Raw genomic sequence first — 21,018 nt, 5'->3', positions numbered from 1 at the left:
TGACTTTAATAATGTGAACTCGTTTAATCAGTTAGCGAATGGTTTTTGATCATAACCAACAATAATCAGCCATCGCTTTAGCGTAGGGCGGGCTGGATGATGCTCAGTGGTGAAATTTCACTTGAGCGGGTGGTTTTCCCGGTCTAGTGAAAGCCCGGCTTGTGAGACCGCACTGTGGCTCACAAACGCGGCCACCACGTTCCAGCATCAATCCAGACCAACCGGAGCGGCATTATCAGCACGTTCGGTCATTGTCTTGAATTGTTCAAGTGTAATTAATGTCAGGGTTTACAAACCGCGGTTTACAGGGCTGCAAGATATGTGTAAAATATAGAAGTAGAAATTAGGAGGGATACTGTGGTTTTAGGTGCGATTAGTGGTTTGACTTATGTCAACATCGTTTTGCTGGTCTTAATTGCGGCTTATTTTATTTGGTCATTATACAATTATATTCGGCGGCGGCAAGTGTCAAAGATGTTAGAAGAAGATGAGTTCCAAGCAGGGATGCGTAAGGCTCAAGTGGTTGATTTGCGTGAAAAGAAAGATTTTGACGCGGGCCACATTTTAGGTGCGCGGAATATTCCGTTCACGTCGTTAAAGATGCGGATGAATGAATTACGGGCAGACATGCCGATTTATCTTTACGATCAGACCCATAGTTTGAGTACCCGGGCCGTAGTTTTGTTAGCTAAAAAAGGCTACAAAGAGTTATATATCTTGAAGCCCGGCTATGCAAAGTGGGAAGGTAAGACGAAAAAAGCGAAGTATTAAAAAAATGGCGGCCAGAACAATGCTCTTGTTCATGCCACCATTTTTTTGTTTAACCGTTATGAGCACTACGGCTTTTGCGTAACGCACGTTTGCGGTTTTCTTCAAATTTGTTTTCTTGGTCTTCAATTGGATCAACGACCTGCTTCTTGAACGATAGTACGGAACCGATAACGGCGCCGGCAGTTGCGACAACGCCGAATAAGAAACCGCGTGTAAATGATTTCATAGTTAGACCCTCCTAGTAAGTTCTTAGTTTCATTATGATTGTTTTGCGATTAGATATCAATATTAAAAGCTTGAAATATTTTGGGGTAAGTAGAGGTGGTCACATGTTAACACAGATTATTGCTCATCGCGGCAGTAAGGGGACTCGGCCGGAGAATACCTTGCCATCCTTTGCGGCGGCGCTAGCGGATGGGGCCGATGGGATTGAAACGGATGTCCATTTATCAAAAGACGGTCATCTCATCATCATGCATGACGAACGGGTCGATCGGACAACGAATGGCGAAGGCCGGATCGTTGACCTGACGTTGGCCGAACTCAAGCGTTTAGACGCGGGGGCTAAGTTTGATGCCAGTTATGCTGGGACCCGTATTCCAACGTTGGATGAAGTCGTGCAGTTGTTGATTGAAAAAAAGTTCACGGGTATTTTTAATTTAGAATTAAAGACGAATAAGATTCATTACGACGGAATTGAAGCCTTAGTAGCTGATTATTTTAATCATCATCAGGTCCCGTTCAAATTGGTCTATTCGAGTTTTTATGGTAAATCCATCGAACGGCTGCATGCTTTACAACCGGAAGCCGAATTCGATAGTTTATTTCAGACAAAATTCAAAACAGCTAAACGGCTACATGCAGAACAAGTGATTATTGGCTACCATCCAGATATTCGTTGGGTGCGACGTCACTGGCTGCTATTGCCCAAAGTACAGTTGCGGCCCTGGACGGTGAATACCGAACGGGATATGAAGTTTTGTTACCGCCATCGTTTTGCCGGGTTAATTACGGATTATCCGGGTTTAGCATATCGGTTGCGCATTAAGATGCAGGGAGGTTAATCGTGAGTCAGAAAGTGTTATTAATCGCCGGACCCACTGCGGTCGGTAAAACGGCGCTCTCATTAACATTAGCAAAACAATTTAATGGGGAGATCATCTCAGGGGATTCGATGCAAGTTTATCGGCATCTGGATATTGGAACTGCCAAGGTCTTGCCAGCAGAGCGGGCGGGTATTCCGCATTATTTAATTGATATAAAAGCCGTTGATCAGCGTTTTACGGTCGCGGAGTTTGTGACGCGGGCGACGGATCTGATCAATCAGATTCAATCCCGGGGTAAGTTACCGATTATTGTTGGCGGGACTGGTTTTTATTTGCAGTCTTTGTTAGCTGGCTATCAATTTGGACCGACTGAAGCTGCCCCGGACATGGCGTATCGGCAACAATTGTTCGATTTAGCGGCGGCAGAAGGTCCAGACGCCGTTTGGCAGCAGCTACAAGCGATTGATCCAGTGGCAGCGGCCACAATTGAGCCGCAGAATACGGTCAGAGTGGTGCGTGCCTTAGAGTATCAGCGGACGAGTGGCCAGTTATTTTCCGCGCAGGCCGATACGCCCGCCACGGCTTTAGATGCGCTGACCATCTGTCTAACCGCTGATCGTCAGCTGGTCTACGATCGCATTAATCAGCGGGTTGATCAGATGATGACGGCAGGTTTAGTCGCTGAAGCTAAATGGCTCTATGATCAAGGTGGTCGTGACCTGCCCGCCGGTAAAGGGATCGGCTATCATGAGCTATTTCCATACTTTGTTGGGCAGACCGACTTGGCGACAGCCGTTGACCTCATTAAGCAGGATTCACGGCACTATGCCAAACGTCAGCTGACCTGGTTCCGCAACAAGATGACGGTAGACTGGTTCAACTTATTGGAACACCCCGACCAGCAGCAAGATATCCAAGCCCAGTTAGCTAGTTGGTTGAACTAAAAATAAATTGGTATACCTAATATAAATGATGTGATATTTTCTTACATGTATGATTGACATTCTGGTATGACATTGCTAATATTAACCATGTATTAAAGAGGAGGGTCGTCATGAAGGAAAAGGAATTGCGTCGTTCGTTAGCTGTCCTACCAATTGGTACAGTTATGAAGTTAGCTAATTTAACCGCCCGACAGATTCGTTATTATGAAGAACAAGGGTTGAGTCATCCGGAACGTAACGCCGGTAATCGGCGGATGTTCTCCTTAAACGATGTAGATCGCTTATTAGAGATCAAGGATTATTTAGCTGATGGGATTAACATCGCTGGCATTAAAGAGATTTATGCCCAGCAACAGCAAAAAGCCGAACAACAAGCCGCTGATTTAGCGCGGCCATTGACTGACAACGATGTACGCCAAATCCTACATGACGAGTTTCTGAATATCGGGGGCTTTAAGTCCAAACATGGTCCAGAATTTCCGACTCATTAATTCGTCTGCATCCATTAGTCAATCAATTTAAGGAGCGATTTGCATGGCAAAACAGCAGTATACAAAGGACGACATTCGTAAGATTGTTAAAGATGAGAACGTTAACTTTTTACGTTTAATGTTCACTGATTTATTTGGGACCATCAAAAACGTTGAGGTGCCCGTATCTCAACTAGATAAGTTATTAGATAATAAATTGATGTTTGATGGTTCTTCAATCGACGGGTTCGTTCGGATTGAAGAAAGTGACATGTATTTATATCCAGACTTATCGACTTGGTTAATCATGCCTTGGAATACTGAACATGGGAAGATTGCTCGGATCATCTGTGAAGTTTACACGTCCGACCGCCAACCATTCGAAGGTGATCCACGTAATAACTTGATCCGGGTCTTAAGCGACATGCGTGATGCCGGCTACACGGCTTTCAATATCGGGACAGAACCTGAATTCTTCTTATTCAAGATGAATGATAAGGGTGAACCAACCACTGAACTTAACGATAAAGGGAGCTATTTTGACTTGGCCCCAATGGACTTAGGTGAAAATTGCCGGCGCGATATTGCCTTGGAACTCGAACGCTTAGGCTTTAATGTCGAAGCTAGTCACCATGAAGTCGCTCCTGGCCAACATGAAATTGACTTTAAGTATGCGGACGCCTTAACGGCCGCTGACCATATCCAAACGTTCAAATTAGTCGTCAAGACGATTGCGCGCAAGTACAACTTATGGGCAACCTTTATGCCAAAACCATTGAATGGGGTTAATGGCTCCGGGATGCACGTGAATATGTCCTTGTTCCATGATCAAGGCAATGCGTTCTACGACAAGAGCGAACAAGATGAATTACAATTATCAACCGATGCCTATCACTTCTTAGGCGGCTTGATGAAGCATGCACGCAGTTATACGGCGGTGACTAACCCAACCGTTAACTCATACAAACGTTTAGTTCCTGGCTACGAAGCCCCAGTTTACGTGGCTTGGTCTGGTTCTAACCGTTCACCAATGATTCGAATTCCAAGTGCCCGTGGCTTGTCCACTCGTTTGGAATTACGGAGTGTTGATGCCTCAGCTAACCCTTACTTAGCCTTTGCAGCCGTTTTGGAAGCTGGTCTTGATGGGGTTAAGAACAACATCGAACCACCGAAGAGTATTGACCGGAACATTTACGTGATGAACGAAGACGAACGGCAAGCGGCTGGAATTGAAGACTTACCATCAACGTTGCACAATGCGTTGAAGGAATTCCAGACTGACCCAACCATGAAGAAGGCGTTAGGACCACATATCTATCAAAGCTTCTTGGAAGCTAAACGCTTAGAATGGGCGTCATATCGTCAACAAGTTAGTGAATGGGAACGCGAACAATACATGGAATTGTATTAAACGCGCGTTTGCTTAAAGGAAGTCCTGTTAGGGGCTTCTTTTTTTCGGATGAGTTAAATGACAATCGAAATCGACGTAACTTGTTATAAAATTGAAAAATTACCAGCACAAACCTTTATTATTGGCTGGTTTTTCGGTAACATGAGTATTAGAAACGCAATTCAGCAATTTGCCAATTATCAATTGATTGCAAGGAGATTATCATGGAAAAACAAAGTCAGCCTGATCTTGAACAAAATGAACAAGATCAACCTACGCGCGAGCTAACGAATAGCTTACAGCAAAAACTGGACTATTTATCAACGCTGCGCCAAGCAATTTCGGCTGGTGATGACCGATTGATTTACGAATTGATCGATGGTGACCATTATCATCAAGCCTTATTAAATGAAGAACCAAATCCCGCCCGCAATACGCAGGTCAATTTGATTACGGATGTGCATCCAGCAATCAGCCATTATTTAAGTACCAAGCTCATTGATTATTTGGCCCATGAATACCCGTTCTTTTATTATGAAGAGACCCAGCTCGGCGAGTTCCAGATTTACTTTGGTAACTGGTGGGATCGGCGGCGGTTTGGTAAGCTTAACGCGTTAAAAGTCGCCTTTGAATTCAGCCAAGAGGAATTCAACAAATTACAAAAAACGTTTGAATTGGCAGCCAGCCACAAACGATTCAATACCGATGCGATTCAACGGATTTCAGCGGCTAATGATCAATTGCAAGCGTTGATTGATGCCCAGGGGGATCGTGATCAGCAAAAAGATAAATTACGGCAACAGTTAAAGGAAAATGGCCAACGGAATTCATTATTTGATTCTGGTCGCATTAAAGATGAACGCCAACAAATCATTGATCAACTGACTAAGTTAGCTGATCAAGATGAACAGGCCAACAATGCCCACGCCACGATGAAGGACAACGAAGCCAAGATTTTGACCCTTTCTAAGGAGGACACGATTTTGGCTTATGAAAAACAAGCCATTGAAAAATCCTTCAAGAGTTTTGAAAACTTTAATGAGCGCAATCGTAGCCTCTATGTTGACTACTTGACCACGCTGATTGGAAAGGCACAGGTCGATGCTGATGACGAATGATGCTAAAAAAATTGATTCGGCAACGCTCAGTACCCATGGTAAGTTGTCGATGTTTAACGAGGGACTTAAAAGCGGGCTAGCGAACGGTCAAAAGTTCACCAAGTTAATGGATCAATTGATTGATACGAACGATGGGGAAACTTTGTTGGCCGCGGCTAAGGAATTGTCTGACTTTAAGCTGGACTCCGCGTACGTGACGTTCCCACATCAATATCAAAATGCGGACTACTATCTGATCTTTATGAGTCGGTTGTTAGGGATGCATGATGATGAGCACGCCATCTTAAATACCCGGGCGCACAGCGAATCACTGTACCATGTTTTTAATGAGTTGTCCGATGATTATACGTTCTTGTACCAAGTTGTCGATAACGATAATGGCGGGGCTTACTATCATGAGCAGACGACCGGTGAAAACTTGTTCTATATTCATTTGGAACGCCGGTTGCTGCGGTTTAATAGTACCGCTTTCACAAATTTATTTATTAACAAATTATTGTTAAAAGGCGTTGGGGTTGACCAAATTAATACCGTGCTTGCCACTTTAATTAACTTTGGTCATTATTTACAAGATGACTTCGGTTTTAACGTCGACTTCAATATCTTGGATGTGGCCAATGCGGCGAAGTACGAATTACATGAGGCTGATTTGAGTGGGGAAGTCGTTGATAAGTTGTTTGTGACGGCGGCTAAAAATGACTACATGTTGCAAAATTCACCCCATGGGCATGGCGCCCAGATTCAATTACCAGGAAACTTGTTGATCGACATCTTTGATGCTGGGTCGGCTGGGACTGCCAAGTGGGTCATCACCGTCCATGATGATGATCAACGCGTGTCGTGGTTTGACGTCTTATTACACTTTGACTTCATGCGTGACTGGTACTTAGAAAATATTGAGTCCTTGGCGATTAAAGCTGACCCATTAGTTTTTGCGTAGAGGTGTGTTGATGTTAGATTTAACGAAATTACAACAACAATCGATTCGATTGGATCAAGACATTACGGCCAAACAAGCGATTCACTGGCGGCCGGCCGAACGCCTACAGAATGCGATGGTGTCGTTAGATGTTGAGCTGGCTGAAATGGCCAACACGTCCGAATGGTTCAAAGTTTGGAAGATTCATAAGGGCAAGGCCGATGCGGGTAAGACGCATCGTGAGACCCTTTTAAATGAATACGTCGATGCGATGGATTTCTTCTTCTTAGTCGCCGCGATTCAGCAGTGGACGCATTTGATGCCACTGACGGCCGATGCCTTGACTGAGCTGGGTGACAAGCAGGCGACTGATTTAAATAAGCAGTATTTGGCAATTAAACATTTGCTGTATGATGCTTATTTCGATCATCGTCAAGTGAGTTATCAGCATGCTTGGCATGTCTTTTTGAAGATTGGATTGGTTGATTTTGGCTTTAAGCAGGACGAGATTCAGGCGGCTTTTGAAGCTAAGAACCAAGTGAATGAAGAACGACAGGAAAATAATTATTAAAGGAAGTGCGACTGGCTGGGGCTGGTTGCACTTTTTTGTTTATACATATAGAAGTATTGGGCAAAATAGTTTACAATAGTGTTTTTTAACACAAACAAAAAAGCAGGAGCCACCGTAAACGTTGATTTAACGGGATTCCTGCTTTTTTGAAGTGTTCTAATTTATGCGAATATGTCATGAGTGAGACTTGAACTCACAACCCTCCGCTTAGAAGGCGGATGCTCTATCCAGTTGAGCTACCATGACAACAACAGATATAATTATAGATAAGAACGTTCGGACTGTCAATTTTTATTTGAAAACAATTACGATGACAATGCCTTGTAAGATGGATTCTTAGTTCGTGTGAATAGTGTTATTTGAGACGTGGTTAATTTTGTTTGCTGATTGATTTCATTTAAATCGTCCCTACATACGTGGGGAATACACGAAATTCAAGCACTACGAAGAAGTTGACGAGGGATCATCCCTACATACGTGGGGAATACGTCTTTTGCGGCTAATAGGCTATTTAAACTACGGGATCATCCCTACATACGTGGGGAATACCCATCGCTAAGGCGTCTTTTTTTGTCATCAAAGGGATCATCCCTACATACGTGGGGAATACGTTTCGGCAGCGGTCTTAATCGCGTTCCAGACAGGATCATCCCTACATACGTGGGGAATACCTAGCTTGTCCTTACGGTACTTGGCGTTATACGGGATCATCCCTACATACGTGGGGAATACACTAAGAGATCCTTGATATAACAGCATTCTGATTTTGCATAACTGCCAAAATAAATCAGTTTGCACCTAAGCCAATCTATTGTCTAAAGCATACCCTAGCAATAAATTATTGACAATAGTTTAAAGAACCTTTTTCAACTGAACAGGTTTTATTGTTTCTCCAACAGATTAAATTCCATCTGTAATTAGTAATGGTTTGATGGTGATGAGATACATATTTTTCTTTATCAAAAGTTAATTATTTTTGTCGTTTAATCCTGGTAAAGGCGAGCGACATAGGACGACGTTATCCTACCAAAATAATTGTGAGTTAATATAAACAAATTTGATTACCGCCAATACATAACGATGAATTGTTCTCGTTACAATGAGCGATATAAGCCAGTTTAACGGTAGTCCGATGACGAGTAAATGATTGATGCTATAATAAGATTTATTAAAAAGGAGGAGTTTTTAAGATGAGAAAATTTATAAAAGCTGGTTTGATGCTGGTACTAGGCTTGACATTAGTGGCACCGGGGATGACTACTCCAGCTAATGCAGCTAGTAAAGTAAAAGTTGTCTCGACGTCTAAGATTGCGAAGAAAGCCTATCATGGTAAAAAAGGGTACATTTACAGCAGCGCCAAGCTAACTAAGAAAAAGCATAATATGAAGAATTATAAGTATACGACTTGGTATGGCACTAAGAAAGCGACGATTAAAAGGGCTGGTAAGAAGCGAGCTTCTTTAACTTATATTAAAACTGGAAAGAAAAAGGGCTGGATTTATAGTAAGTATTTGACTGCTGGTAAAGCACCAATTAATAAAAATAAAAAGTTGAAAGATGATATTGCTTCGTTTAATAGAGCGGCTATGTTAGGGGATTCCGGGTTTCAGTATTTTGTGAATTTTTCAGCTAAGAACTATGAAGAATTGGGCAATAGTCTTGGTTATGATGGGCTAGGTCAATATAATGGATCTACTGAAGAATTAACGATGACAAGAAAAGCCCTCTTAGGTATCTATGATATATTCAAGGGGCGTTTCTCAAAGATTCAAAATGCAAATTTAAAAGCAATGGCAAATGATTTGGAAAACTTTTCAATTTCGTCAGACAATGACTTAGCATCAGAAAAATTAAGAAGTTTTGCAGAAACGTTAGAAAATTTAATTCAATCGCTAGACTAATTTTAAAAGGTTAATATAAAACTGAAAGACTAAGGGTGACTTAGTCTTTTTTGGTATAATGTTTCGTTCAATAACTTAAGAAACATTAAAGAATCCAAACATTTCCCAAAACTAACAAAAAATTAGTACATTTCCCTTGAAATATTCCTGTAACATAACGATAATATAAATGTAACAGGGAAGGAGAAACGCTTATGGGTCCAGTATTAGCAATTGTCGGCATTATTGCCATTGCCGGTGGCGTGCAATATTATACAAACTTTGTTGCTAAGGAGAATGCAAGCAGTAAACATTTTACCGCCTCCCGTAATAACCGCTAGGCATTCGGGAGTTTCTTTAGTAACCGCACACCGTGCACGTTAATTACAATCAAACAATCAAAAAAAGAACTGACCATTAACTGGCCAGTTCTTTTTTTGATTGATTACTTGATTTTTGGGGTTGCTTCGATCGTTTCAGTTTTACCAGCAGCAAAACGTTGGATCGCAGCAGTTTGCTTTTCGCGACGAATCCGCTTTTGCTTGTCAGCAACTGGACGACGTGATGCCCATGTGTTATATGGTTTACGTACTTCAGTCATGAGAGAAATTCCTCCTTCTTTTAGTCCAATGATAATTATTGTAAAGCATAAACGACATATATTGCAACTAAAATTAAGAAAAAACCGATTTTTTTTGAAATTAATGGTTAAATGATGAACGCTTTATCAGGTTTCGTCTTGATTATCGCAATAAATAGACGACTTTTACTTTTGATGTTATATTTATTTTAGAAAGTAGGGAAGTCGAATGAGTCATGAGATTGATCCGCGCGTGGATAAAACCCGGCGGCGGTTGCGACAGGCGCTAATCACGTTGCTGCAAGACCATAAAGTTGAAAACATTTCGGTCCAACAATTAACATCCACAGCCGAAGTGACCCGCGGAACTTTTTATTTACATTATAAAGATAAATCTGATTTTGTGAACCACGCTTTAAATGATTTGGTGACGGAATTATTTGAACAGGCGATTGTGACGGTGGCGATTAGTGAAGTCATTACGAACCCGGCTGATCCGTTACGGCGTGTCCAAGTCCTCTCTTTATCCAAGGCCTTAACGTACATCGATCGGCACGCCGATGCGTTTAAGACCTTATTGTTGAATCAAAGTCAGTTGGCTGTTAATCGGCGGATTGATGAGCAGCTGAGTGATTGGATGCAACGATTCTATCGTGATTTTGAAGATCAGTTTGCCGATTTGGAGGTTCCGGTCAGCATTCAGATTGCGTACTATGTGTCTTCGACAGTCGGCTTGATTACTGACTGGTTGGCGAATGACATGATCTATACGCCGCGATATTTGACTAAATGTATCAAAAAATTACATCATTTAATGACGGTTGGTAATATTACCTTTACTGATTTTTTTGTGCAGTAGCATTTATAGCTTGACTACTGGCCAGTAATTTGATAATATTTTCATGTTGTATTTGTGGACTTCTGCAGCTACAACCGCACGAGTTGAGTCTTAAGTTCAGCAATGACGCTTAACTTGGCGAGTCTAAGTGATTCATAATTTAAGGAGGTGCACAAACGTGTACGCAATTATTGTAACTGGTGGTAAACAATATAAAGTTGAAGCAGGCCAAGCAATCTATGTTGAAAAGCTTGATGCTGCTGCAGGCGAAAAGGTTACTTTTGATCAAGTAGTCTTTGTCGGTGGCGATTCAACCAAGATCGGTACCCCTACTGTTGATGGTGCGACGGTCGAAGGTACTGTTGAAAAACAAGGCCGCGAACGTAAAGTGATTACTTTCAAGTACAAGGCTAAGAAGGGCCAACATACTAAGAAAGGTCATCGTCAACCATATACCAAGGTAACGATCGACTCAATTAACGCATAAATAAGAAAGTAGGCATTACTTATGATTCAGGCCATGATTACTCGCAACCCAACTGGTCAAGTCACCAGTTTTCGTTTGACGGGTCATGCTGATTCAGGTGCTTATGGACAAGACATCGTTTGCGCAGCGGTTTCGGTGTTAGCAATTAGTACAATCAATGGGATTGAACAAGTTGCGCACCTCAAACCAGCGATTCAAAGTGATGAGACTAACGGCGGGTTGTTGATTGCAGATTTTACTAAGCTCGACTTAGCAAATTCGCAATTACAAACGTTGCTGGCGAGTTTCACACTCGGATTAAACGATGTGGCCACGAACTATGCGGATTATATTCGGGTTCGTGAGCAAATACGATAACCACATTTCGGAGGTGGACTTACTATGAAAATGGATTTGCAATTCTTCTCTCACCATAAAGGTGGCGGTTCTACTGCCAACGGTCGTGATTCAGCTGGTCGGCGTTTAGGTGCCAAGCGGGCTGATGGCCAAACTGTTAAAGGTGGTAACATCCTTTACCGTCAACGCGGGACGCATATTTACCCTGGTGTTAACGTTGGCCGTGGTGGCGACGATACATTATTTGCAAAGGTTGACGGTGTCGTTCGTTTCGAACGTAAAGGTCGCGACAAGCGCCAAGTTTCAGTTTACCCAGCAAAATAATCTTTTGAAAGAGCCTCTGCGTGAGGCTCTTTTTTTAACGCTTAGCACGACCAAATTTAACGAAACTGCGCGTTATTGCCGAAGTTTGGTATAATGGACGGTGTTAATGATGGGAGTGACAACATGTTAAGTCGAATTGCACGCTTACAAGCTAGGTTTGACCAGCTTAAGATTGACGCCTTTTTAGTCGCCAGTGATAGCAATTTACAATATTTAACCGCCATGCCGGATTTGGCAGGTGCCGGTTATTTATTGGTGCTACATGACACCGTTTACTTGATTACCGATTCTCGGTATCAGACGGCGTTTGCAGATCAGTATGACGATCAGCATTTGATCATCACCCGGGACTATCTAGCTGCGGTCTGTGATGTGATTGCGCAGACGCAGACCGGTGTGATGGGCTTTGAAGATGACTTACCTTATCAGGCTTATAGTTATCTGGATGAGAACCTCACCAGTGACCTCGTTGCTTTACCAGCGGTAGTCGATCAATTACGTGAGACTAAAAGTGCCGCTGAGATTGACGCTTTACGTGCCACCGCACAATTGGCCGATGCCGGTTTTGAGTATGTCACCAGTCTCGTACGGCCAGGAATGCGTGAGATTGATGTCAGTAACTTGTTAGATGCTTTTATGCGGTCACGTGGTGCTAGTGGGCCATCTTTCACGACAATCGTGTTAGGTGGTGCGCGGGCCGCGTTGCCGCATGGCACAGCCTCGCAGGCCCGGCTGACAGCTGGTCAACTAGTAACCTTGGATTTTGGGTACTTTTTGAATGGCTATACCTCGGATATGACCCGGACTTTTGCCCTCGGTGAACCCGATGCAAAGCTCAAAAGGGCTTACCAAGTCGTGCAATCGGCGCAACAGGCCGTGATTGACCAAGTTCGTCCTGGTGCGATTGGGGCGGATCTTGATCAGATTGGTCGTGACTTAATTACGGCCGCTGGCTATGGTGAAGCCTTTAACCATGGCATGGGCCATGGGATTGGGTTAGCGATTCATGAAGCCCCGTTAATTTCAAAACGCAGTCCGGAAATGTTAGTTGCCGATAGTGTTGTGACCGTAGAACCGGGCGTTTATTTCCCAGATCTCGGCGGGATGCGAATCGAAGATGACATTTTAGTCACTGCGACGGGTCACGAACGGTTAACGCAAGCAACCCGCAATTTACTAATTTTGTAACAAGACAGTTGCCACAACGGCGCTCACTTGTTATAGTAATAAAGATATCTTCATAGGAGGACTTTAAATGATTTCAACAGCAGATTTTAAAAACGGTTTAACAATTGAAGTAGACCATGCCATTTGGCGTATCGTGGAATTCCAGCACGTTAAGCCTGGTAAGGGTGGCGCCTTTGTACGTTCAAAGCTTAAGAACTTGCGGACAGGTGCCGTTCAAGATAAGACTTTCCGTGCCGGTGCTAAGATGGAACAAGCCCCAATCGAAAAGAGCACGATGCAATATCTTTATGAAGATGGTGACAACTATGTCTTCATGAACACGGATACTTACGAACAAATCGAAATTCCTGGGGACCATATTCAAAATGAATTGAAGTTCTTGAAGGAAAACATGGAAGTTCAAGTAACCTTATATAACAACGAAGTGTTAGGAATTGAATTACCTAATACCGTTACGCTTGAAGTTTCTGATACGGAACCTGGCATCAAAGGGGACACCGCTTCTGGTGGTTCTAAGCCAGCAACGTTGGAAACTGGTGCGATTATCCAAGTGCCATTCTTCGTTAAAGCGGGCGACAAGTTAATCGTCAACACCGTTGATAGCACTTACGTTTCTCGGGCTTAAGGTGATCTAGTACCGACAAACATGGAATTGGAGGAATGTCAAAATGGCTGAAAGTAGCAACATTACGTTACAAAGTAAAGAACCCAGCTTAGGACAAATTCAAATTGCACCTGAAGTGCTTGAGATAATCGTTGGTATCGCGGTAAGCCAAATTGATGGCGTCAACCGCATGCGCGGCTCGATTTCTTCCAGTGTAAATGAGTTGTTCGGTCGCAAGAAGAGTCTTGGTAAAGGTGTTAAGTTAACGATTGTCGATGATCGTATCAGTGTCGATGTCTATGCTTACTTAGATTACGGCGTGTCCGTACCGAAAGTCGCTTTAGCGATTCAGGATAAGATTAAGCAACAGATTTTATTCATGACTGATTTGGCCTTGAGTGAAGTTAACGTACACATTACTGGGATTGTTACCGAAAAGACAGAAAGTGCCATTGATCCGAATAATCTTTTCGGCGATGCTGACCCTGAAGCTGATGAAAATGAAGATGGTGAAGAATCTTGAGTTTAACGCGTCATGAAATCCGTGAAAAGGCGTTCCAAGCACTCTTTGCTTTGAACTCTAATCCGGAAGCTGATGAGAATCAGCTTTACCAACAGTTACTAAATCCTGATGAAACTGATGAATTAGAAATTCCCAGTTACCTCAGCACGTTGGTGACGGGGGTATTAACCCATCAGACGGAATTGGATGGCTTGATTCAACCTTATCTAAGCAGTACCTGGTCGCTTGACCGGTTAGCCAAGACGGATTTAATCATCTTGCGCATTGCCTTTTTTGAGTTGAATTATGTCGATGATGTTCCGGGCAAAGTGGCCGTCAATGAAGCTATCGAATTAACGAAGGCTTTCAGCGATGACCAATCTCGGAAGTTCGTCAGTGGGGTCTTAGGTAAGGCCGTTACCCACGACGCCATTTAGTCTAAAACCGAACAATATGATGTTCAACCTTGAAAGTCTGGCAATTTGCCAGGCTTTTTTTAACACTTTCTAAGTAAACCCGCTATTTATCACCGCTCAGAATATGCTAAAATGGGAAAAGACAAACGAAGGAGCGTGACAGGTGTGACAACAATTATTGATGGTAAACAAGTCGCCAAGCAAGTCAATCAAGCAACCCAAAATGAGGTGGCGGCATTAGCTGCCCAGGGGGTCCAACCTGGGATTGCGGTGATTATTGTCGGAGCCGACCCGGCTAGTCAAATTTATGTGCGGAACAAGAATCGTAAGGCTACTAAGCTTGGCATGCATTCAGTTGTTCGGGAATTACCGGCAACGACTACCCAAGCAGAATTACTATCAATCATTGCTGAATATAATGCCGACAATCAGATTCATGGCATTTTAGTTCAGTCGCCATTACCTAAGCAGATCAATGAACCACTCATTACCTTGGCCATTGATCCGCAAAAAGACGTTGATGGGTTCCATCCAACCAACATGGGTAAGCTGATCACCAACTTCCCGGGAAATTATCCAGTTGCTAATACGCCACGCGGTATTATGACGTTATTGCGGGCTTATGATGTTGACCCGGCTGGAAAGACCGCGGTCGTGATTGGTCGTAGTACGATTGTCGGTAAACCGATGGCTGCGCTGTTGACTAATGCTAATGCGACGGTCACGATTGCCCATAGCCGGACGAAGGATCTCAAGGCTTTGGCACGCACCGCGGATATTTTGGTGGTAGCGACGGGGATTGCTCATCTGATTACGGGTGCTGATATCAAACCCGGTGCCACTGTTATTGATGTTGGTATGGATCGTGATGAAAACGGTAAGCTTGTTGGCGACGTTGATTTTGATTCGGCTCAAGGCGTGGCTGGCTTGATTACGCCAGTACCCGGTGGGGTTGGTCCAATGACGATTGCCACTTTGATGCAGACGACCGTTGAATTAGCAAAATGGAGTGATTTGAGTGAGTAACAGTCAAGATTACTTGACAGTCTCCGCGTTGACCCAATATTTAAAACGTAAATTTGAAGTTGATCCGTATTTGGGCAAAGTCTATTTAACGGGTGAGATTTCTAACTATCGTCCGCGGGCGAATGCCCATCAATATTTTAGTCTCAAAGATGACCATGCCAAGATTTCAGCAATCATGTTTCGCTCGGCTTTTGCCAAAGTGAAATTTCAACCAGAAGTTGGGATGAAAGTCATGGTCGTTGGCCGAATTGGGTTATATGAACCCAGCGGTAGCTATCAGATTTATATTGAACGCATGGAACCCGATGGCGTGGGGGCCTTGTATCAAGCTTATGAACAATTAAAAAAGAAGTTAGCAACGGAAGGGCTATTTAGTGCGGCTAAAAAGCCCTTACCGCGTTTTCCTAAACGGATTGCGGTCGTGACCAGTCCGAGTGGGGCCGTCATTCGTGATATCATTACGACCACGCGGCGGCGTTTCCCAATTGCTCAGATTGTGTTGTATCCAGCGCAGGTCCAAGGCGATGCCGCTGCACCAGAGATTGCCCGACAAATTGCGCGGGCTAATCAAGCGGGGAACTTTGATACGCTGATTATTGGCCGCGGGGGCGGTTCAATTGAAGATTTGTGGCCGTTCAATGAGGAGGTCGTGGCTCGCGCGATTGCGGATAGTGCGTTACCGGTCATTTCGTCGGTTGGTCACGAAACTGATACGACGATTGCCGATTTGGTGGCGGATGTCCGAGCTGCAACGCCGACCGCGGCAGCGGAACTGGCGGTGCCAGTCTTCAATGAAGTCATGCTACAACTTAATCAAGACCAAACGCGGGTCTTTAATGCCTTTCAGAATCTGGTCCAACATGACCGGCAACGACTGGCTAAGTTACAAGCATCATACGTCTTTACCCAACCGAATCGACTGTATGAAGGCTATTTACAGAAACTAGACTTTTTGAACGAACGGTTAAAGCAAGCTGGCCAACAAAATGTGGCGCAGGCGCAACAACAAGCGCAACGTGTAGTCCAACGACTGGCCCAGCAGACGCCGATTCATCGGGTGCGCCAAGCCCAGACCCAGTTAACCAATCTACAGCAACGGCTTAATCGTGGGACTACGTTATTGATGAACGCCAAGCAGCAACAGTTAGCACGCGCGATTCAATCGTTAGATCTATTGAGTCCGTTGAAGATTATGGGTCGGGGGTATGCGTTTGTAACGCACGATGATCAGATTGTGCGTTCGGCAACTACCTTAGCCCCGGACCAGACTGTCCAGATTCACTTGGCAGATGGGCAAGCAACGGCGAAAATTAGTAAGGTTGATGGAGGAAAAACAAATGGCTGATAAACCAACTTTTGAAGCAAACTTAACCAGTTTAGAAACAATTGTGAATCAATTAGAAAGCGGCGATGTGCCGTTGGAACAGGCTTTAGACCAGTTCCAAAAAGGCGTTGCTTTGAGTAAACAATTACAAGCCACCCTTGCTGGGGCCGAAAAGACCTTAACGAAGATGATGGATGAAAATGGCAACGAGGTCCCATTTGAACAACCGAAAGCGCCTGACGCCAATGAATAGGCAGTTATTAGCTGACTTTGAAGCGACGTGGGTCCCGCGAGTGAATACTTACTTGGACGAGAATCTACGGGAGGTCAGTGACCGCGCTGAATTGACGGCTGCCATGCGCTATTCGGTTTTAGCTGGCGGCAAACGTTTGCGACCATTACTGAGTTTAGCGGTATTGGCCACGTTTAACCAGCCGATTACGGCCGCAGAGTTACGGGCGAGTGTGGCGCTGGAATTGATGCATACTTATTCGTTGATTCATGATGATTTACCAGCGATGGATAATGATGCGTTACGCCGTGGTCAGCCAACCAGTCACGTTAAGTTTGGTGAAGACTTGGCAATTCTAGCGGGCGATGCGCTGCAGCCCTTAGCCTTTCAATGGCTGGCTGATAGCGGCTTGCCAGCGGACAAACTGGCTAAGCTGACGTTAGGCTTGGCGCAAGCAGCGGGGCCCCAAGGGATGGTGGCCGGTCAAGTCGCTGATGTTAAGTCGACGGGGACGCAATTGACCTTACCTGTTTTGCAACAGTTACATCGAGAAAAGACTGGGGCCTTGATTCACTATGCTGTTTTAGCCGGAGCGATTCAAGCTGGTGTTAGTGAACCAGTTCAAGCAGCATTGACTACATTTGGCGATGCTTATGGGCTAGCTTTTCAGATCTATGATGATATTTTAGATGTCACCAGTACACCGGCTCAGCTCGGAAAAGCGACGCACAAGGATGCTGGTGAGCATAAGAATACGTATCCCGGCTTGTTAGGTCTTGCCGGTGCACGCCAAGCGTTGCAAACGGCAGTAGCCAGCGCACAAACGGCGCTCGACCGCACGGAAGCGTTAAGTCAGACGGATACCGCGTTATTAGCATCATTTTTAACGTATTTTACGAATTAGAGGATTATTAGATGGAAAAAGAACGGATCGACGTCTTATTAGTACAACAGGGGTTATTTGATACGCGTGAGAAAGCCAAGCGGGCAGTGATGGCTGGTGAAATTTTAGGGGTTAATGAAGAACGGTTGGATAAGCCGGGCGTGAAGATTCCCGTCACAACCGAATTACATTTAAAAGGCAAGCCGATGCCGTACGTCTCACGGGGCGGTTTGAAGCTGGAAAAAGCGTTAAAGAGTTTTAAGATTGATGTCAGTGGTCGTATTGTGTTGGACATTGGGTCCTCCACGGGGGGCTTCACCGATGTCATGCTACAGAATGGGGCGCAAATGAGTTATGCCTTGGATGTTGGCAGTAACCAACTTGTTTGGAAGCTACGGCAAGATCCACGGGTCGAGGTTATGGAGCATACTAACTTCCGGTACAGCAAGTTGGCTGACTTTACGCGCGGCCAACCTAGCTTTGCGTCTATTGATGTCTCCTTCATTTCATTGCATCTTATTTTACCGCCATTGCATGCGATTATTGAAACTGGCGGTGAAGTGGTGGCGTTAATTAAACCGCAATTCGAAGCTGGGCGCGAAAATGTCGGTAAGCATGGGATTGTGCGCGACCACAGTGTGCATGCTGACGTTTTAACGGATATTGTGACCTTCGCTCAAACTGCCGGCTACAACGTCTTAGGGCTGGATTATTCACCAATCAAGGGTGGCGAAGGTAATATTGAATTTTTGATTCATTTGCAAGCCACTGACCAGCCAGCCACGATTGCGCCCACGGTTTCAATTGAGCAGACCCAGCAAAGTGCTTACGATCAATTGAATAAGTAAGCGATTTTAAAACGAGCCTTTCATATTTATGCATAATAGCTTATTATATGACTATAAAGACTCCGGGGGTGATCGGTTTGAAGAAGCAAGAGCGCCAACGCTATATTAAACGATTGTTAAGCTCAAACGAAATTGAACGACAAGAAGACTTTGTCAGATTATTACGTGCTGAAGATATTGACGTGACGCAAGCCACGATTTCAAGGGATATTAAAGACATGCAGCTGGTCAAAGTGCCCTCGGTGACGGGCGGCTACCATTATAGTATGCCCGTCCAAAAGAAGATGGATACGGAAAAGAAATTGCGACGGACCTTAAAGGATGCCTATGTGTCCTATGCGACGCAAGATAAGTTCGTGTTGATCAAGGTTTTGCCTGGGAATGGACCAGCGTTAGCGTCATTAATTGAAGCGATGCATTATGACAATGTCTTCGGGACATTGGGGGATGATGACACCGTGTTGATTATCGGCAAATCGTTGGATGCCACCTTAGACTTACAACAAACGCTTCAGCGACTATTAAGCGATAACTAAGGTTGACCGGATGGTTATCACAGACCTGCGCACAGTTTCTGTGGCGGGTCGTTTTTTTTAGGGAGGAATCGCGGTGTTACAAGAACTTTCAATTACTAATTTTGCTATTATTGAACATTTAGATATTGCCTTTGAAAATGGGATGACCGTTCTGACTGGGGAGACGGGGGCCGGTAAATCAATTATTATTGATGCGGTTGGGCTATTGGCTGGTGGTCGCGGGTCACAAGAATTCATCCGGACGGGGGCCGATAAAGCGGTCTTACAAGGGATGTTTATTCTGCCAGCTGATGGGGTGACTGCGCAGCTGCTCGATGAAGCGGGAATTGATCACGCGGACAATACCGTGATCTTACAACGTGAGATTGCCAAAAGTGGTCGGAACACTTGTCGCATTAACGGCATGCTGGTCAACACCACCACGTTAAAACGGATTGGCGAGACGATTGTCGATATTCATGGGCAAAATGAACACCAAGAATTAATGCAGCCAGATAAACATTTGGGCTTATTAGATGAATTTGCGGCTAGTAAGATTCGCAAACTGAAAACCAAATATCGGCAGCAGTATGAAGACTATCAGCAATTAAATCAAGAATTACGGCAAAAGAATGCCAATGAAAAAGAATGGGCCCAACGTTTAGACATGCTGAACTTCCAAGTGGAAGAGATTTCGGCGGCCCAAGTGCGGGTCGGTGAAGAAGCCGAATTAACGGCTGAGCGTGATCGCTTAGACAACTATCAAACGATTAACCAGGCGCTCCAGCAAAGTTACACCTTGTTAGCTGATGGGGAAGAAACTCCAGGGGCGGTCGATACAGTTGGAACGGCGATGAACGCGCTTGAGACAATTGCCAACTTAGATCCGGCGTTTAACGAGATTACAGTGAATGTCAAAAATGCATTTTATGCGTTACAAGATGCAGCGGGCCAAATCTCAAATCAATTAGACTTGCAAGAGTTTGACGAAGGCCGCTTAGATGAAATTGAACAACGGTTAGATGTATTGGGTCAATTGAAGCGTAAATATGGCGATTCTGAGCAGCAGGTGTTAGATTATTACAAGAAAATCGCTGCTGAATTAGCAGAGATGACTGATTCAGAAGAAAACAGTGAAGGGTTATCGCAGCGAGTTGCCGAGAAGAAGGACGCCTTGTTAGCAACTGGCCGGCAATTATCAGATAAGCGGCGGACTTGTGCCAAGACATTGCAACGGCAAATTCATCAAGAACTAAAAGATTTGTATATGGATAAAGCTGTCTTTGAAGTCCGCTTTAAGCCGACGAAGGGGCAAATCTTTCGCAGTGGTTTGGATAGCGTCGAATTCTATATTCAAACTAACCCCGGCGAGCGGATGCGGCCGTTAGCGAAGATTGCCTCAGGTGGTGAATTGTCCCGGATGATGTTGGCCTTGAAGACGATTTTCTCGGAATCACAAGGGATTACCAGTATCATCTTTGATGAAGTAGATACCGGGGTCAGCGGGCGCGTGGCCCAAGCAATTGCTGAAAAGATCAGCGGCATTGCCCGTTTCTCACAAGTATTATGTATTACCCATTTGCCACAAGTGGCAGCGATGAGTGATCATCATTACTTTATTGCTAAGAAGATTACCGGACAACGGACCAAGACCAGCGTCACCAAAATGGATCAAAAATCACGAGTCCAAGAGCTAGCCCGGATGTTAGCTGGGACCAAAGTAACCAAGTTATCGCTAGAGCACGCCGAAGAACTTTTACGGCTGGCTGGTGAAGAAAAAGCTGAATAATGCCAGTTTAACGTGTT

Annotated in this window: 27 protein-coding genes, 1 tRNA gene, 1 CRISPR repeat array and 1 other annotated feature; of the genes, 25 read left to right on the top strand and 3 right to left on the bottom strand. The window is 44.4% G+C overall.

The genetic code is table 11. From position 1 onward, the window contains the following. Positions 1-357 precede the first annotated feature (357 nt). Entirely contained in the window at positions 358-771 is a 414-nt protein-coding gene (locus FFM80_RS05230) for a rhodanese-like domain-containing protein (protein WP_137639834.1), read from the top strand. Between the two features lie 49 nt (positions 772-820). Here the strand turns inward: FFM80_RS05230 and FFM80_RS05225 are convergent, their stop codons facing one another. After that, positions 821-997 carry a DUF3042 family protein gene (locus FFM80_RS05225; RefSeq protein WP_137635232.1) on the bottom strand — a complete coding sequence of 59 codons (177 nt, stop codon included), beginning with the start codon at positions 995-997 and terminating at the stop codon, positions 821-823. A 103-nt stretch (positions 998-1,100) separates the two neighbouring features. On the opposite strand from FFM80_RS05225, the gene FFM80_RS05220 reads away from it, so the two are divergent. From FFM80_RS05220 to FFM80_RS05190, 7 genes are all read left to right on the top strand, one after another. Next, on the top strand, positions 1,101-1,835 hold the full coding sequence (locus tag FFM80_RS05220) for a glycerophosphodiester phosphodiesterase (protein ID WP_137639833.1): 735 nt from the start codon (positions 1,101-1,103) through the stop codon (positions 1,833-1,835). A gap of 2 nt (positions 1,836-1,837) precedes the next feature. Next, complete coding sequence (miaA, locus tag FFM80_RS05215; RefSeq protein ID WP_137639832.1) at positions 1,838-2,761, top strand: tRNA (adenosine(37)-N6)-dimethylallyltransferase MiaA; 924 nt, start codon at positions 1,838-1,840, stop codon at positions 2,759-2,761. 110 nt (positions 2,762-2,871) lie between these two features. Next, complete coding sequence (locus FFM80_RS05210) at positions 2,872-3,252, top strand: MerR family transcriptional regulator (RefSeq protein WP_137639831.1); 381 nt, start codon at positions 2,872-2,874, stop codon at positions 3,250-3,252. Positions 3,253-3,295: 43 nt separating this feature from the next. Then, positions 3,296-4,642: a type I glutamate--ammonia ligase gene (gene glnA, locus FFM80_RS05205; protein WP_137639830.1), complete on the top strand. Its 1,347-nt coding sequence runs from the start codon at positions 3,296-3,298 to the stop codon at positions 4,640-4,642. Between the two features lie 203 nt (positions 4,643-4,845). Continuing rightward, the gene (locus FFM80_RS05200; protein ID WP_137639829.1) at positions 4,846-5,739 is read left to right on the top strand and encodes an exonuclease SbcC; all 894 of its coding nucleotides are present in this window, start codon (positions 4,846-4,848) and stop codon (positions 5,737-5,739) included. Further along, the gene (locus FFM80_RS05195; RefSeq protein ID WP_137639860.1) at positions 5,729-6,679 is read left to right on the top strand and encodes a hypothetical protein; all 951 of its coding nucleotides are present in this window, start codon (positions 5,729-5,731) and stop codon (positions 6,677-6,679) included. The genes FFM80_RS05200 and FFM80_RS05195 overlap by 11 nt, the downstream gene beginning before the upstream one ends. 10 nt (positions 6,680-6,689) lie before the next feature. Further along, complete coding sequence (locus tag FFM80_RS05190; RefSeq protein ID WP_137639828.1) at positions 6,690-7,229, top strand: dUTPase; 540 nt, start codon at positions 6,690-6,692, stop codon at positions 7,227-7,229. 172 nt (positions 7,230-7,401) lie between these two features. Here the strand turns inward: FFM80_RS05190 and FFM80_RS05185 are convergent. Further along, positions 7,402-7,475, bottom strand: a tRNA-Arg gene (locus FFM80_RS05185). A gap of 153 nt (positions 7,476-7,628) precedes the next feature. After that, positions 7,629-7,961: direct repeats of the CRISPR family, unit length 28 nt; unit sequence GGATCATCCCTACATACGTGGGGAATAC. Positions 7,962-8,419: 458 nt separating this feature from the next. Here FFM80_RS05185 and FFM80_RS05180 point away from each other — a divergent pair. After that, positions 8,420-9,130 (top strand): hypothetical protein, encoded by a 711-nt coding sequence (locus FFM80_RS05180; protein ID WP_137639827.1) that lies wholly within the window; start codon positions 8,420-8,422, stop codon positions 9,128-9,130. Between the two features lie 194 nt (positions 9,131-9,324). After that, positions 9,325-9,450 (top strand): hypothetical protein, encoded by a 126-nt coding sequence (locus tag FFM80_RS14710; RefSeq protein WP_263390483.1) that lies wholly within the window; start codon positions 9,325-9,327, stop codon positions 9,448-9,450. Positions 9,451-9,554: 104 nt separating this feature from the next. Here FFM80_RS14710 and FFM80_RS05175 read toward each other — a convergent pair whose 3' ends face one another. Continuing rightward, positions 9,555-9,710, bottom strand: a complete 156-nt coding sequence (locus FFM80_RS05175) for a hypothetical protein (RefSeq protein ID WP_137607473.1) — start codon at positions 9,708-9,710, stop codon at positions 9,555-9,557. A 208-nt stretch (positions 9,711-9,918) separates the two neighbouring features. Between FFM80_RS05175 and FFM80_RS05170 the strand changes: the two genes are divergently transcribed. The 15 genes from FFM80_RS05170 to recN all read left to right on the top strand — a co-directional run bounded on the left by FFM80_RS05170 (position 9,919) and on the right by recN (position 21,001). After that, a complete protein-coding gene (locus FFM80_RS05170) occupies positions 9,919-10,548 on the top strand; it encodes a TetR/AcrR family transcriptional regulator (RefSeq protein WP_137639826.1) in 630 nt (209 codons plus the stop codon). A gap of 62 nt (positions 10,549-10,610) precedes the next feature. Then, positions 10,611-10,683: a sequence feature (ribosomal protein L21 leader region), on the top strand. 22 nt (positions 10,684-10,705) lie between these two features. Next, positions 10,706-11,014 (top strand): 50S ribosomal protein L21, encoded by a 309-nt coding sequence (rplU, locus tag FFM80_RS05165; protein ID WP_137635221.1) that lies wholly within the window; start codon positions 10,706-10,708, stop codon positions 11,012-11,014. Positions 11,015-11,035: 21 nt separating this feature from the next. Continuing rightward, positions 11,036-11,371, top strand: coding sequence for a ribosomal-processing cysteine protease Prp (locus tag FFM80_RS05160; protein ID WP_137639825.1), 336 nt, complete (start codon positions 11,036-11,038; stop codon positions 11,369-11,371). Between the two features lie 24 nt (positions 11,372-11,395). After that, positions 11,396-11,674 (top strand): 50S ribosomal protein L27, encoded by a 279-nt coding sequence (rpmA, locus tag FFM80_RS05155; RefSeq protein ID WP_130843822.1) that lies wholly within the window; start codon positions 11,396-11,398, stop codon positions 11,672-11,674. Between the two features lie 123 nt (positions 11,675-11,797). Further along, entirely contained in the window at positions 11,798-12,862 is a 1,065-nt protein-coding gene (locus tag FFM80_RS05150; RefSeq protein ID WP_137639824.1) for a M24 family metallopeptidase, read from the top strand. Positions 12,863-12,929: 67 nt separating this feature from the next. Next, entirely contained in the window at positions 12,930-13,487 is a 558-nt protein-coding gene (gene efp / locus FFM80_RS05145) for an elongation factor P (protein ID WP_137639823.1), read from the top strand. Between the two features lie 43 nt (positions 13,488-13,530). Further along, the gene (locus tag FFM80_RS05140; protein ID WP_137639822.1) at positions 13,531-13,989 is read left to right on the top strand and encodes an Asp23/Gls24 family envelope stress response protein; all 459 of its coding nucleotides are present in this window, start codon (positions 13,531-13,533) and stop codon (positions 13,987-13,989) included. Further along, positions 13,986-14,405 (top strand): transcription antitermination factor NusB, encoded by a 420-nt coding sequence (gene nusB, locus FFM80_RS05135; protein WP_137639821.1) that lies wholly within the window; start codon positions 13,986-13,988, stop codon positions 14,403-14,405. Before FFM80_RS05140 ends, nusB begins: the two co-directional genes overlap by 4 nt. A gap of 144 nt (positions 14,406-14,549) precedes the next feature. Continuing rightward, on the top strand, positions 14,550-15,410 hold the full coding sequence (locus tag FFM80_RS05130; protein WP_137639820.1) for a bifunctional 5,10-methylenetetrahydrofolate dehydrogenase/5,10-methenyltetrahydrofolate cyclohydrolase: 861 nt from the start codon (positions 14,550-14,552) through the stop codon (positions 15,408-15,410). Further along, entirely contained in the window at positions 15,403-16,755 is a 1,353-nt protein-coding gene (xseA, locus tag FFM80_RS05125) for an exodeoxyribonuclease VII large subunit (RefSeq protein ID WP_137639819.1), read from the top strand. The genes FFM80_RS05130 and xseA overlap by 8 nt, the downstream gene beginning before the upstream one ends. Then, positions 16,748-16,987, top strand: coding sequence for an exodeoxyribonuclease VII small subunit (locus FFM80_RS05120; RefSeq protein WP_137639818.1), 240 nt, complete (start codon positions 16,748-16,750; stop codon positions 16,985-16,987). Before xseA ends, FFM80_RS05120 begins: the two co-directional genes overlap by 8 nt. Then, positions 16,980-17,870, top strand: a complete 891-nt coding sequence (locus FFM80_RS05115; protein ID WP_137639817.1) for a polyprenyl synthetase family protein — start codon at positions 16,980-16,982, stop codon at positions 17,868-17,870. The genes FFM80_RS05120 and FFM80_RS05115 overlap by 8 nt, the downstream gene beginning before the upstream one ends. Before the next feature lie 11 nt (positions 17,871-17,881). Continuing rightward, on the top strand, positions 17,882-18,697 hold the full coding sequence (locus tag FFM80_RS05110; protein ID WP_137639816.1) for a TlyA family RNA methyltransferase: 816 nt from the start codon (positions 17,882-17,884) through the stop codon (positions 18,695-18,697). A gap of 77 nt (positions 18,698-18,774) precedes the next feature. Beyond that, positions 18,775-19,233 carry an arginine repressor gene (locus FFM80_RS05105; protein ID WP_137639815.1) on the top strand — a complete coding sequence of 153 codons (459 nt, stop codon included), beginning with the start codon at positions 18,775-18,777 and terminating at the stop codon, positions 19,231-19,233. Between the two features lie 73 nt (positions 19,234-19,306). Further along, positions 19,307-21,001: a DNA repair protein RecN gene (gene recN / locus FFM80_RS05100; RefSeq protein WP_137639814.1), complete on the top strand. Its 1,695-nt coding sequence runs from the start codon at positions 19,307-19,309 to the stop codon at positions 20,999-21,001. Positions 21,002-21,018 lie beyond the last annotated feature (17 nt).

Origin of the sequence: Lactiplantibacillus dongliensis, assembly GCF_005405105.1 — a bacterium.
Taxonomy (GTDB): Bacteria; Bacillota; Bacilli; order Lactobacillales; family Lactobacillaceae; genus Lactiplantibacillus; species Lactiplantibacillus dongliensis.
The sequence above is the reverse complement of the archived record's forward strand: the minus strand, read 5'-3'. Positions and strand labels throughout refer to the sequence as shown.